We start from the raw sequence: 14,052 nt of genomic DNA on the forward strand, positions 1-14,052 counted from the left end.
CAGGAAGGCCTTTAGACTTATATAAGTACCTTCCACTTCCGTAGCAAATCCCTTACTAAAAAGTCTAGCAATACGTCATTGCCCTAGTGAGGGAGAGGAGTGACTTTATAAAGACAATGGGGACAAAAATCTATCCAAGTCGACGGATTTTTTTTCATCAGTCGAAAATGTGGTCATTTATTGGCTGGCAGCGACTTTTTCGCCGTTGATGGATAAATTTGTCAGGTTGATTTGATACCTTTTGCCATTTTCTTCTCTTTGGATAAGTTTCACCAAAGCGTAGTTCCATTGCGGTGCGATCCAGACAGTTGTCTCTCTTCCTGAGTCTTTATCTCTCACTCGAGCGACTTTAATTGTCTCCACCGGGCCCAGAGGTGTTTTTAGGGTTTCAGTGCCAACTTGACTGAATTTGTAATCGCGAATTTTTTTGCCGTCGGCAACTTTGTATTGAAGGTCTGTTTTTCCAGCGGCGACATCGAGTGCCAGTTGGATTTGATAGCTCACCTTGTCAAGAATATTGGGTGGGGCGTCTTTGAGATCCCGCTCCGGATTATGGACGTTAAAGATCATACCTTTTGACGGTTCGAAATTAAGCACCGTGGCGCGATTTCGACCAAGGCCTTTGCGGCGATATTCGTAATGTTGGGGGGTGATATGGCCATCCTGGCTGGTAAAGCGAGAGTACTCTTTAATGCTGGCAAAAAGGGCGCTGCTATCGAAGTCCAGGCGCCAATTGCCGTCCTGTCCGGACAATTCCCGAGTGGCGGTAATGCTGATCCCATTAAATCGGGCGGCGTAGGTGGCTTTGAAAGGTTCCAGCTCAGCAGCAATTGCCTGGCCGGTAATTAAAAAAAGAAACAGAGAGGTAGCAAAAAGGCGCACTGTGATATCCCACAAAAAACTGAACCCTTTTGAATACTAGCTGGCGAGGCGCGCAAAGTACATTGAAGGACTTTTACCCCGCCAGCTATCAAGGGCTGGTTTTATGCGGAAACCTGAACCCCGTGGTGAGGTAGTAATTCACCATCCAGCTGAACTCGATCATCGGCCATTTGCAGGCGCTGCTGGGCAAACCAGGTAACCGCCATGGGGTAAATGATGTGCTCTTGAACCTGCACTCGCTTTGCCAGTAGCTCAGGAGTGTCTCCCTCCTTAATAGGAACAATGGCCTGGACGATAGGTGGTCCGCCATCGAGTTCCTCGGTGACAAAATGCACGGTTACGCCGTGTTCTTTGTCCCCGGCTTCCAGTGCCCGCTTATGGGTATGCAGGCCCTGGTACTTCGGCAGTAAGGAGGGGTGAATGTTGATCAGGCGGCCGTTGTAGTGGCGCACAAAGTCGGGTGTCAAAATACGCATAAACCCAGCCAGTACAACCAAATCTGGTTTGCACTTGTCGATCTCTTCGATCAAGGCGTGATCGAAGGTTTCTCTGCTGGAGAAATCCCGGTGATCCACCACAGAGGTGGGAACGCCTGCCTGTTCTGCGCGAGTCAGCCCATAGGCATCTGCCTTATTGCTGACAACTGCAGTCACGGAAAAAGGCGCGTCCTCTTGTGCGGCGGCATCCAGCAGAGCCTGCAGGTTGCTGCCACTACCGGAGATTAATACGGCAACTCTACAAGACATTACAGCCCCGCCAGCTCTACTGCTTCCGCCCCTTCTTTGGCATCTTCGATAGTGCCAACGACAAAGGCGTCTTCGCCCATTTGCTTGAGAGCGGATAGTGCCGACTCGGATTGCTCTGCAGGCACGCAAATAACCATGCCAACACCGCAGTTAAACGTGCGGTACATTTCGCGGCTATCGATATTGCCTGCATCACGCAGCCAATTAAATACAGGAGGCATTTCCCAGCTGGTGACATCAATACGCGCGCTGCAGCCTTCGGGCAGTACGCGGGGCAGGTTTTCCAGTAAGCCGCCGCCAGTGATATGGCTTAGCGCATTCACCTGGAAGGTCTTCATTAATTGCAGCAGGTTTTTAACGTAAATACGGGTCGGGGCCATCAGCGCCTTGGCCAGGGTTTCACCGCCGATGTCCTGCTGGAGATCGGCACCGCTGACTTCTAGAACCTTGCGGATCAGGGAGTAGCCATTGGAGTGGGGGCCACTGGAGGCCAGGCCGATCAATACGTCGCCAGCTTTAACTTTGCTGCCGTCGATGATTTCAGATTTTTCTACGACACCGGTGCAGAAGCCTGCCAGGTCATAATCGTCGCCTTCGTACATGCCGGGCATTTCGGCGGTCTCGCCGCCGACCAGTGCGCAGCCTGACAGCTCACAGCCTTTGCCAATGCCGGTAACTACTTCTGCAGCAATATCGACATTGAGTTTGCCGGTTGCGTAATAGTCGAGGAAGAAGAGGGGTTCAGCTCCTGCTACGATCAAGTCATTCACACACATGGCGACAAGATCGATACCGATGCTGTCGTGAATGCCCAAGTCCATTGCCAGGCGTAACTTGGTACCCACACCGTCGGTGCCGGAAACCAAAACCGGCTCTTTATAGCCGCTTGGAAGTTCACACAGGGCGCCGAATCCGCCCAGTCCGCCCATTACCTCGGGGCGGGATGTGCGTTTGGCGACATTTTTGATGCGCTCTACCAGTGCATTACCTGCGTCGATATCGACACCGGCATCTTTATAAGAGAGGGACGTTTGCGTAGATTGCGGCTTGGAATCGCTCATGATTCTTCCTGCGGTGGGTATTCGAAGGGCGCGTATTCTATCTGGGTCTTGCCTCGGGAGCCACGCCCAGACGGCATCTCGAAGGGGGATTTCGGCATTTTCTCACCATTTGAACTGTGAAATCACTCCGATAGTGAGAACTCGGGGCTGAGAGAAACGTCTGACGCTGATACAATAGCCGCAATTTTTAGTCCGCCCTAAAATCTGGCGTCTTGCACATCGATAATAATTTCTGCAAGCTCAGGGGCGGAAAATAAGAGGTTTGGAGAGAAGTCCTATGCACAAGCTGCTCCGGCAGGGATTGGTGTTGCAGTTGCTGGCTCTGATCATCAGTGTTCTAGCCCTACCGGTCCAAGCTCGAGTCATCTCGGATTTGTACGAAGTTGTCGAGGCTGTGTCGAGTCGCGGAGCCACGGATCGTGCAGCAGCCGGAAGTCGCGGCCTGGAACGGGTGTTCGTACGTGTTACGGGAGATGCCGCTGTCGGTAGTAACCCAAATGTGCAGCCGATATTAAAAAATGCACAGCAGTTTGTTCAAGGGTATCGCTATACCCGTGAGGACAATCAGCTCTACTTGCACCTTTCCTTTGATCCCCAAGCGATCTCCCGGCAAGTTAATCAAATGAACTTGCCCATGTGGCCTAACAATCGCCCCGGCACTTTGGTGTGGCTTGCAGTAGATACCCTGCAAGAGGGCCGCAGTGCTCTGAGTGAAGAAGCGACCCCGGAGCTCTTCTCTGTACTTGAGGCAATGGCTATCGAGCGCGGTGTCCCCCTGGATTTCCCGGTAATGGATCTCAATGACCAGCGCAATATGCCTTTGGGAGCTCTCTGGGCCCAGGATGAGCAAGCAGCTGAGAAGGCGGGTTTTCGCTATAGCCCCGATGCCACTTTGATGGGCCGGGTGCTTCAAGCTTCAGGCCATCGCTGGCAGGCAGATTGGTTGCTAATTCACGGCGGTCGCAGCTATGCCTTCGATACCGCCGGAGGTTCGCTGGAAGAGGTCGCTCTGCGCGGCGTTAACCAGCTGGCCAATATTCTCGCTCAGCGCTATGCAGTGTCCCCGAATGGGCAGGACAATCAGTTGGGTGCGGTGATTGTTGAATTGTCTGGTATCGACAGTTTTGCTGATTATGCCAAGGCATCTGGTTACCTGCAGGGGCTGGCACAAGTCAGCAGTGCTAACCTGCTCTCTGTTGAAGGGGACCGAATGCGCCTGGCACTGGTCACTTCGGCAGGGTTGAGCAATTTGCGTGATACCCTGGCTCTAAACCATAAATTGCGAGCACAAGCGGACGGAGACGCCATTAACCTGAATGGATACCGTTCACCCTTGGGCAGCGCTGAGAATCCGTTGCGCTATCACTGGGATTGAGATGAGTATTCCGCAACAATTGCCGCTGGGGGTATCCCTGCGGGATGACGCCACTTTTGATAACTTCTACCTGTCGGATTCAGATCCAAATCGACAGGTAGTTGCCCTGCTGCAGTCTTTTGCCAGTGGCGAGAATCCCGAGTCTGTAATTTACATTTGGGGTGAGGCGGGTAGTGGTATTAGCCACTTGCTTCAGTCTGCTTGTCAGTGCGCAGAGGCCAATGGTCGCTCTTTCCATTATCTCCCTCTCGCAGACCTAATGAACATGGACCCGGCTGTTATTCTCGACGGACTCGAACGACTGGACCTTGTCTGTATAGATGACGTTCATTTGTTGGAGGGGCAGCCCGAGTGGCAGACTGCTATTTTCCACCTCTATAACCGAGTTAAGGATGGCGGCCGGCAGTTATTAATGGGGGCTCGCAAGTCACCCCGCGGTATGGATATTGCCCTGGCTGATTTGCAGTCACGCCTACACTGGTCCCTGGTGTTCCAGCTCAAAACCCTGAATGACAGCGATAAAGTTGCCGCCCTGCGCCGTCGCAGCCGTCTGCGCGGTTTTGACCTGCCGGAAGATGTGGCCCAGTACATATTGCACCGCGCCCCGAGGGATACTCGAGCACTCTTTCTGTGTCTGGAGGAGCTGGACCGGGCTTCACTTATGGCTAAGCGTAAAATTACCATTCCTTTTGTTAAGCAGGTTTTGGATATCTGACCCCAGAATTGGGTCCTGGCCGACCTGCTTTAGCTCCCTGAGCTCATTTGGGCTCCTCTATCTTGTGTTTTAGCGGCACTAGACGCTTTTTCCGCCTACTATGGTTGGTGTTTACTCACTTCACCTCCCCCTATCTACTCCTGCTCCATCTCCTTCACCTGTGTATTTCCGTGTGAAATCTGCTCTGCTCACGATACCAATTTGAGGCAGCGAGTGGGTTTATGGTGAGTCTTGCCCCTGTTTGCTCCCAAATGTCTCTGGTTGAGGGCAGCGTTATGCCAAACATTCATAAAATCCTGTATGTCAGCCATGCTGCTGAGGATGAAAGCAGTGGGCTCATGCAGGCTTTTGCAGTGGCGCGCAATCATCAGGCGGAGATAAAGGTTTTACTGGTCTGTCCGAAGGTGCCGGAAGGGTTTGAGGAGTTTAGTCGGCTCTGTGTGAGGACAATGCTTGATAGGGTCAGGAGTGAAATTGAGTCGGCCCGCGTACATATGGAGTTATCGGCGGAAAGGACCAATTTGGAGATTGAGTCAGATTGTGGTGCCCGACCTGCCGAGCGGGTGATCCGCCGGGTATTGGCTGAGGGCTATGACCTGGTGATCAAGAATGTTGAGGGTCGTAGCCAGCTTAAGGGCTTCAAGGCAATGGATATGGATCTGCTGCGAAAGTGTCCCTGCCCGGTATGGCTGTGCCGCCCAATCAAGGAACATCGCAACAAGATACAGGTGGCTGTTGCTCTCGACCCTGAATGCGAGGATGGCAGCACTTATGACTTGGCGATCCGGTTGCTGCGCTGGTCGCGAGTACTCGCTGACAGTTGCAGTGGGGTGTTGAACGTTATTTCCTGTTGGGACTTCGATATCGATGGATACTTGCGGCGCCATTTTCCCTTGAGCGCTTCTGAGGAAGAGTTGGATGAGGCCACTGAATCAGCGCGGGCCCAACACCGATCAAAGCTCGATGTATTGATACGTGCATCCGGAATTGAGGGGGAAATACGTATTCACCATGTGGTTGCCCATCCTGATAACTTTATTCCATTGCTGATTGATGAAGAAGGTCTCGACTTGCTGGTTATGGGCACTGTTGGACGAGCGGGTATTCCCGGTTTCATTATGGGGAATACTGCAGAGAATATATTGCAGAAGGTCAGTTGCTCCCTGCTGGCTCTGAAGCCCAGTGACTTTGTATCGCCGATAAAATAGTTGTGAATTATGGGGCTAATTCAGCTTGCCCCCTGCGCTGATCGCTCTATCGGAATTCTCTACTGCGGGAGTTGAGGTGATCCTGATCCCGGGACAAAATTACAGCTAAGAATTCGGGAGAAATATAATGATTAAGACTATTGCCAAATGGTTTGGCGGCTTATTTTTTGTGGGGGTTTTGGCAGTTTCTGCTTTTGCTATTAATGCAGTTTATTTCAAGCCTTGGTCTATAGATGTATTTTTTGAACGTGTCTTTATAAAAATCGGCAGTAGCAGTCCGGAAATCCTTTCACAAATTAGAATTTTGGAACAATTTGGAATTGATGGACACAATGCGCATCTCGATGATTTGTCTGAAGAAGAGCAGTTGCGTGTTATTGAAATGATGAAGAGCGAGCTGGCGGTATTGCGCAGCTATGATCGCGAAAGTTTGGAAGGGCAGCAGGCCATTTCCTATGATGTGTTAGAGCATCTTCTCAGTATAAAGACAGAAGTTGAACGCTGGAGACACCATGATTACCCGCTTAACCAAATGTCGGGTGAGCAGAATAGGTTGCCGGAGTTTCTCGCTGAAGTGCATCAGATCAACAATGTAAAAGAAGCTGATTATTACTTGTCTCGTCTGGGAGAGATTGGACGTAAGTTTGACCAATTGCTGGATGGCCTGAAGATAAGGGAAGAGAAAGATATCCTGCCCCCGCGTTTCGTTGTCGATAGTGTTTTAGAGGAAATGCAGGGTTTTATCGCCGCGCCGGTAAAAAAAAATATACTTTATACCTCATTACTGGAGCGACTTAACAAAATTGAAAAGCTGGATAAACAGGAGCGGGAACGTATTCTCAGCCAAGCTGAGGTACTGATTGGTACAGAAGTTTACGCCGCGTATCAAGGGCTAATCGATTATTTCAGTACTCTCCGGTTAAAAGTTGGAGAGAATAATGGTGTTTGGGCATTGCCGGATGGGGATGCCTACTATGCCTATCAAGTACGCAACTTTACCAGTACAGATATTGCACCGGAGGAACTCCATCGTATTGGATTGGAAGAAGTTGCAAGAATTGAAACGGAAATGAATGAAATTTTTTCATCCGTTGGTAGAACCAGTGGCACTATTAGCGAACGTTTCTCTGCACTGAATAATGATCCCCAGTTTCTTTATGAGGATTCAGATTTAGGGCGGGAGAAAATTATTGCCGATTACCAGGTAATGATTGATGAAATTGATGCAGGCCTGGGTGACTATTTTGATTTAAAACCCAAAATGGGTGTTGAGGTGCGTCGAGTCCCAGAGTTTAAAGAGCAAGGTTCTGCGGGAGCCTACTACAACCCTCCGGCTATGGACGGGTCTCGCCCCGGCGTATTTTATGCAAACTTGCGGGATGTTCATGAAACCAAAAAGTTTGGAATGCGTACCTTGGCTTACCATGAAGCGGTGCCTGGGCATCACTTCCAATTGGCAATAGCGCAAGAACTAAAAGGTGTGCCGACTTTCCGTAAAATGGGGCTGTTTAATGCTTACTCGGAAGGGTGGGCACTGTACTCCGAGAAGCTTGCTAAAGAAGCCGGTTTCCAGGAAAACCCCTATGATGATTTGGGTCGGTTGCAGGCGGAAATGTTCCGGGCTGTGCGGTTGGTCGTGGATACTGGAATGCACTATAAGCGCTGGAGTCGCGAGCAAGCGATTGAGTATATGCTGGAAAAGACCGGTATGACTGAGTCCGAAGTCACCACCGAAATCGAGCGATATATGGTTTGGCCCGGTCAGGCACTGGCCTACAAAACCGGTATGCTAAAGATTCTTGAGTTGCGTGAACGCGCTAAAGAAGCGCTTGGTAGCCAGTTTGATATCCGCCAGTTCCACAATGTAGTTCTCACCAATGGCGCTTTGCCATTGGCAGTGTTGGAGCAGCAGGTAGATCAGTGGATAGAAACCAACAAGAGTTAGGATTCACTTTTGCAGAGTATTCGGCTATAGGATCGTCAAAAGAATAACTTTAAAGTTTGAGCAGCTTTACCGCTAGAAAGGGTGAAGGTGCTCGGATTATGTGGTTTTAGTTACTAAAAAGGGAGAAGGGAAGAATACACCGCGCTTGGGACCCCATGAGGCATGGATGCCGATTAGGAGCTTACAGGGATGTATTCACAGCGTGTCTCGAGTGCGGTGTATTCTTTCCTTCCACCCCAGTAGTAAGAGTAGTACTTGTAAGGGGTTGGTAAGTGCCGAAGTCAAAAGCTATTACGATAGATGATGGATTTTCTAGAGTTAAATTTCTAAAGGAAGAACTCCCGAAACAACGGATGAGGATGCTAAAGATGCATTTGCCTTATTGTCCGAGTATAGGGATGGTGGAATATACGTAGCCCACTATTCAGGGAATAGCGAGTGGGAAAGACACACCAATGGAGATGAGTTTGTTCAAGTTATAGGTGGGGAAACAGCTCTAATTCTTCTCGTTAACGGTGATGAGAAGCGGAACGAATTATCAGCCGGGCAAATATTGGTTATACCAAAAGGTATCTGGCACCGATTTGAAACACCTAGCGAAGTAAAAGTTATGACTATCACCCCGCAGCCAACTGAGCACAGTATCACTAAGCCATGCGATACTTAAGAAATAGGATCATTCTACATGCTGCAGCGGTTTGCAGTACAAGAGTGAGTGCTGTTAGCTGGGGCTTTCAACCTTGAGCTATAGGGTTCTAAAAATGCAGGTAAACCAAGTATATCGCTTGTCCTCGTGTATATTTGGCTCTCGAATTGTTAGGTGTTCACTAATAGCTCAAACAAAAAAGGCCACAGATAGTGGCCTTTTTTAATTCTGTTTTAACCTTTTAGTTATACTTTTGGAGTTCTGGTGTTTGCTATCCACTCGTCAATAATTTCCTCCAGGGCATCCAGTGGTACTGGGCCGTTGGCCAGAACTGCATTGTGGAATTGGCGAATATCAAACTTTTCTCCCAGTTCTTTTTTGGCTTTCTCGCGGAGCTGTAAAATTTTGAGCATGCCAATTTTGTAGGCTGTTGCCTGGCCGGGTAATACGATATAGCGCTCGACTGCTTTAATCACATCCCCCTCAGGATTAGGGGTGTTTTCCATCAGGTATTGTATGGCTTGTTCTCGGGTCCACTTCTTAGTGTGAATTCCGGTATCGACTACAAGGCGTCCTGCTCGCCACAACTCCATGGCGAGGCGCCCAAAATCTGAGTAGGGGTCTTGGTAGAGTCCCATCTCTTTTGGCACCATTTCAGAGTAAAGGCCCCAACCCTCGGTATAGGCGGTATAGTGACCATATTTGCGGAATTTAGGGATATCCTGTAATTCCTGGGTGATAGAGAGCTGCATATGGTGGCCGGGGATACCCTCGTGGTATGCCAGTGCTTCCATCTGGTAACTGGGCATATCGTCCATGTTGTAGAGGTTGGCATAGTAGATGCCTGGGCGTGATCCGTCGGCAGCAGGTTGCAGGTAAAAAGCTTTACCGGCAGATTTCTCCCGGAATGGTTCTACCGCTCTCACATCGAGGTCCGCTCTAGGTTTGGTGATAAATAACTCGTCCAGCCTACCCTTCATGGTATCGATAATGGTAGTAGCCTTCTCAAGATATGCAGCTTTCCCCTGTTCAGTGGTCGGGTAATAAAATTGCTGGTCGGTGCGCATAAATTCGAAGAAGTTTTTCAACTTACCTTCGAATTTTACTTTACGCATAATTTCACGCATCTCATCATGGATGCGAGTCACTTCTTCAAGGCCAATCCTATGAATTTCTTCGGCTGTCATATCGGTAGATGTGTAAAAGCCGAGGCGAAAATTATAAAAGTCACTGCCATCTGCCAGTTTCCAGGCGCCATCATCAGTAGTTGCGCGTATCTCAAGCTCTTGCAGGTAGTCGATTAGGGTTTTATAGGCGGGGCCAGTGTTGTCTTTTAGTGCTGTTTTAGCTTTATCTATTAAGGACTTTTTCTGCTCTTTACTGATATCGAGACTTTCTACTTTTCCCTTAAAGTCAGCAAATAGAGGGCTGTCCTTTTTTCTGTCAAAAGGAGCACCAGTAATTAGGTTTTGTGCATCTCCAATAACATAGGGGAAAACGAATTTTGGGATAGTGGTGCCAGCTTTGGCGTTTTCTTCCAGTTGGTCTTGCAGCTGTGCGAAATACTGGGGAATTCTATTTAAGCGGGAAATATAAGCTTCGGCATCCCTGATGTTATCGATACGGTGCTGGCTGATAAGTGTTGAAGCGGCGCCGGTATGGGTGGCGAACATTTGGTTGACTGGGTAATTATGATTTCGCCACTTATAGGCTTCGATCTCTTGTTGCAAAGTGCGTTTTGCCAGTCGAAGATTAAGTTGGGTAGGTCGATCCAATATAGCGGGATCAATTTTATTCAGCTCGGATAATTGACGCTTATTAACTTCATGGGTTTCTTGCGCAAACTCAGGAGTTAGATCATTCCATTTGCCGTACTCCTCTTTCAGACCCAAGAATGTTTTGAATTCAGGGCTGCGGTCTAGATGCTCCTGGAAGAACTTATCGAATAGCAAATTGACCTTCTTGCTGGCCTCACTCATTTCTTTGCTGACTTTCGGGGGAGGTGACTGATTAAGTGCACTTTCCTCTAAGGGGGCAATCTTATGTGCATCTGCATTGTTGGTACTATCGTTGCAGCCCGTGAGGATGAGTGAGCTTACTGCCGCTGCAATCAGAGTTACTTTTAACTTCATGAGTACAATCCTTGCGTTCAAAGAGTAGCTCTTACTTTTTTATCATTATTTTTGCAGTTAATGGACTTTTTTATGTAAAAGCATCCCATTATTTGGTTTTGTGGATATAAATTCAGCAGAAAATAAGAGCGGTGCACTTTTTTGGTATGGGGAATACTGGGTATGTTTTATTTTGGTGCTTTTATAAGACAGTGGCGGCTAAGGTGAGCTGAAAATAGGGGGGGGTTGAAATAAGACCACGGTGCCAATCATGCTGGGAGCTGGTGATTGCTTAATAAGAAGTCCGGAGTGTCATTCCGGACTTCCCTGTAAAACAATAAATGCCGTATTGTAAAAACTATACAGAATTTTTACTTCTGCAATGCTCTACTGACGATAAGAAAAAGACAGACAAGTAGTTATCAGGTACTTATCTGTCGCTTCTATTATTTATTGTTGGGTTTTTACTTTTGCAACCCACTCATTAACCAGTTCTTCCAGTACATCCAAGGGGACTGGGCCACTGGCCAGGATAGTGTCGTGGAAGCCGCGAACATCAAACTGATCACCCAGTTCTGTTTTGGCTTTTTCACGCAGCTCGACAATTTTCAGCATACCAATTTTGTATGCGGTCGCTTGGCCAGGCATCACAATATAGCGCTCGATCGCTTTAACCACGTCGCCTTTCGGGTTCGGGGTGTTCTCTACGAGGTAGTCGATCGCTTGCTCGCGGGTCCATTTCTTGGCGTGAAGGCCGGTGTCTACCACCAATCGGCCAGCGCGCCACAGTTCCATAGCCAGGCGTCCAAAGTCAGAGTAGGGGTCTTCATAGAAGCCCAATTCTTTGGGCACCAGTTCGGAGTAGAGGCCCCAGCCTTCGGTATAAGCAGTGTAACCACCGTATTTACGGAACTTGGGAATATCCTGTAATTCCTGAGCGATAGAAAGCTGCATATGGTGGCCAGGGATACCTTCGTGGTAGGCCAATGCTTCCATCTGGTAAGACGGCATATCGTTCATATTGTACAGGTTGGCGTAGTAGATACCTGGGCGCGAACCATCGGGAGCCGGGCGCTGGTAGAAGGCCTTACCCGCAGATTTTTCGCGGAAGGCCTCTACGGCTCTTACATCGAGATCGGCTTTGGGCTTGGTGATAAACAGTTCATCCAGGCGGCCCTTCATGGTGTCGATAATTGCGGTGGCCTTTTCCAGGTATTCCGCTTTACCTTCCTCAGTGGTGGGGTAGTAGAACTGCTTGTCGGTGCGCATGAACTCGAAGAATTCCTGCAAGTTACCTTCGAACTTCACCTTGCGCATAATCTCGCGCATTTCGTCGTGAATACGGGCAACTTCCTTAAGACCGGTTTGGTGGATCTCATCGGCAGTCATATCCGTAGTGGTGTAAACACCGAGGCGGAATTTATAGAACTCTTCGCCGTCTGCCAGTTTCCAGGCGCCGTCGTCAGTGTTGGCTTTTTTCTCAAGCTCTTGCAGGTAGCTGATTAATTTTTCGTAAGCGGGGCCGGCGCTTTCAGTCAGGGCCTGGCTGGCTTTATTGACCAGTGATTTCTTTTGATCTTCACTGATTTCCAGCTTTTCTACTTTGTCTTTAAAGTCTGCAAACAGTGGGCTGTCTTTTTCACCGTTAAAAGGTGCACCGGTGATCAGGTTGCGGGAATCGCTAATAACGTAAGGGAATACAAACTTAGGTACGATTGTGCCGACTGCAGCATTGGCTTTCAGTTGTTCTTCCAACTGGGAGAAATACTTGGGCATGCCGTTCAAGCGGGCGATATAGGCCTCTGCATCGCTGACATCATCAATACGGTGCTGGCTGATCAACAGTGTGGCGGCGCTGGTATGGGTGGCATACATCTGGTTAACAGGGTAGCCGTGGTTACGCCACTTGTAGCCATCAATATCCTGTTGCCAGTTGCGTTTTGCCAGGCGCAGGCTCAGGCGGGTAGCGTCATCCAAGGTGGAAGGATCAATTTTATTCAGTTCCGCCAGCTGACGCTTGTCGAGCTCCAGGGTTTCCTTGGCAAATTCTGGGGAGAGGTTATCCCACTTATCGTAGTCTTCTTTTTTACCCAGGAAAGTTTTGGTCTCAGGACTGCGGGCGAGGTGCTCCTGGAAGAAGTCCTCGAACATCTGGTTTACGCGTTTGACTGCGGCTGGGTCCACTTTTCCTGCGACTTCTTGAGTCGCCGTGCTTTCCGTGGCTGTGGCGGTTGCACTCTGCTCGGCTGTGTTCGGGGCGCCGCGGTCACAGCCGCTGATTACCAGCGCGCTTATGGCGGCTGCGATCAGGGTTGGTTTCAACTTCATGAGCATATTCCCAGTGTTCGGTTCTTCGTTGCTAATTTGTGCCACTCCAGTGGCATTCTTTAGGTTGATTGCCTAAATCCCCCACACTTTATGCGGGATGTGTAGTGCAGATCAGCAGGTATTGTGCTGACTGGAGCAGCATTTGGCCAGTAGTGGGGAGAATTTGATTGGGAGGAGGGCATTAAGGAAATAAAAAAAGCGGGCACATGGCCCGCTTTTTCTGGTGACTTCGGGATTAAGCGAAGTTCTGGTTTACAAACTCCCAGTTCACCAGGGCCCAGAAAGCTTCCATGTACTTCGGGCGCAGGTTGCGGTAGTCGATATAGTAAGCGTGTTCCCAAACATCGCAGGTCAGCAGGGGAGTAACGCCTTCTTCAGTCAGCGGGGTTGCTGCGTTGGAAGTGTTTACAATGGCGACTGAGCCGTCAGCATTTTTTACCAGCCAAGTCCAGCCGGAGCCGAAGTTGTTTACAGCACTGGTGGTAAATGCTTCTTTGAACTGGTCGAAGCTACCGAAGGCTGCGTTGATAGCCTCGGCAATCGCGCCAGTGGCTTCGCCGCCACCGTTAGGGCTCAGGCAGTTCCAGTAGAAAGTGTGGTTCCAAACCTGGGCTGCGTTGTTGAACACACCACCGGAAGAGGACTTGATCACGTCTTCCAGAGATTTGTCAGCGTCAGCAGTGCCTTCCAGCAGGCCGTTCAGCTTGTCTACGTAAGTTTTATGATGTTTGCCGTAGTGGTACTCCAAAGTCTCTTCGGAGATATGCGGTGCCAGGGCGTTCTTAGCGTAGGGGAGTTCAGGCAATTCGAAAGCCATGGTGTTTTCCTTCCTTTGTCTGAGGGTTATTGGTGAGGGCATTCTACACGTGCCGCATCTCAGAATTAAGCCGGCGCGATGGATTAGGGAAGTTTGGGACGATTTCCTCAAACACAAGGGGGGAAGCTTTTGCTGTCAGCTCTATTCGACTGTCGTCTATTATTACTGACGACCGCTTACTTTTTCGTCAATTTTTGGTATAACTGCCGCAGAATTCG

The 14,052-nt window shown here is 49.4% G+C and carries 11 protein-coding genes; 5 read left to right on the forward strand and 6 right to left on the reverse strand.

All coding sequences use genetic code 11. From position 1 onward, the window contains the following. Window positions 1-177: 177 nt before the first annotated feature. The 3 genes from ACJJIY_RS10850 to purM all read right to left on the reverse strand — a co-directional run bounded on the left by ACJJIY_RS10850 (window position 178) and on the right by purM (window position 2,689). Entirely contained in the window at window positions 178-882 is a 705-nt protein-coding gene (locus tag ACJJIY_RS10850) for a DUF3108 domain-containing protein (protein WP_282931679.1), read from the reverse strand. A gap of 101 nt (window positions 883-983) precedes the next feature. Then, window positions 984-1,628 carry a phosphoribosylglycinamide formyltransferase gene (purN, locus tag ACJJIY_RS10855; RefSeq protein ID WP_444906083.1) on the reverse strand — a complete coding sequence of 215 codons (645 nt, stop codon included), beginning with the start codon at window positions 1,626-1,628 and terminating at the stop codon, window positions 984-986. Then, window positions 1,628-2,689: a phosphoribosylformylglycinamidine cyclo-ligase gene (gene purM, locus ACJJIY_RS10860; protein ID WP_282931681.1), complete on the reverse strand. Its 1,062-nt coding sequence runs from the start codon at window positions 2,687-2,689 to the stop codon at window positions 1,628-1,630. The genes purN and purM overlap by 1 nt, the downstream gene beginning before the upstream one ends. A 277-nt stretch (window positions 2,690-2,966) precedes the next feature. On the opposite strand from purM, the gene ACJJIY_RS10865 reads away from it, so the two are divergent. From ACJJIY_RS10865 to ACJJIY_RS10885, 5 genes are all read left to right on the forward strand, one after another. Further along, window positions 2,967-4,064, forward strand: a complete 1,098-nt coding sequence (locus ACJJIY_RS10865; protein WP_282931682.1) for a DUF2066 domain-containing protein — start codon at window positions 2,967-2,969, stop codon at window positions 4,062-4,064. A gap of 1 nt (window position 4,065) precedes the next feature. After that, window positions 4,066-4,779 carry a DnaA regulatory inactivator Hda gene (gene hda / locus ACJJIY_RS10870; protein ID WP_282931683.1) on the forward strand — a complete coding sequence of 238 codons (714 nt, stop codon included), beginning with the start codon at window positions 4,066-4,068 and terminating at the stop codon, window positions 4,777-4,779. Between the two features lie 275 nt (window positions 4,780-5,054). Next, a complete protein-coding gene (locus tag ACJJIY_RS10875; protein WP_444894808.1) occupies window positions 5,055-5,987 on the forward strand; it encodes a universal stress protein in 933 nt (310 codons plus the stop codon). Window positions 5,988-6,114: 127 nt separating this feature from the next. Then, a complete protein-coding gene (locus ACJJIY_RS10880) occupies window positions 6,115-7,932 on the forward strand; it encodes a DUF885 domain-containing protein (RefSeq protein WP_445359612.1) in 1,818 nt (605 codons plus the stop codon). Window positions 7,933-8,314: 382 nt separating this feature from the next. After that, window positions 8,315-8,599, forward strand: coding sequence for a cupin domain-containing protein (locus tag ACJJIY_RS10885; protein ID WP_445359613.1), 285 nt, complete (start codon window positions 8,315-8,317; stop codon window positions 8,597-8,599). Window positions 8,600-8,823: 224 nt separating this feature from the next. On the opposite strand, the gene ACJJIY_RS10890 is transcribed toward ACJJIY_RS10885, so the two are convergent. From ACJJIY_RS10890 to sodB, 3 genes are all read right to left on the reverse strand, one after another. Then, window positions 8,824-10,710: a DUF885 domain-containing protein gene (locus ACJJIY_RS10890; protein WP_444894805.1), complete on the reverse strand. Its 1,887-nt coding sequence runs from the start codon at window positions 10,708-10,710 to the stop codon at window positions 8,824-8,826. Between the two features lie 429 nt (window positions 10,711-11,139). Beyond that, window positions 11,140-13,017, reverse strand: a complete 1,878-nt coding sequence (locus tag ACJJIY_RS10895) for a DUF885 domain-containing protein (RefSeq protein ID WP_444894804.1) — start codon at window positions 13,015-13,017, stop codon at window positions 11,140-11,142. 235 nt (window positions 13,018-13,252) lie between these two features. Next, window positions 13,253-13,834 (reverse strand): superoxide dismutase [Fe], encoded by a 582-nt coding sequence (gene sodB / locus ACJJIY_RS10900; RefSeq protein ID WP_108732228.1) that lies wholly within the window; start codon window positions 13,832-13,834, stop codon window positions 13,253-13,255. Window positions 13,835-14,052: the final 218 nt, after the last annotated feature.

This window comes from Microbulbifer maximicatervae (SeqCode), assembly GCF_052468155.1.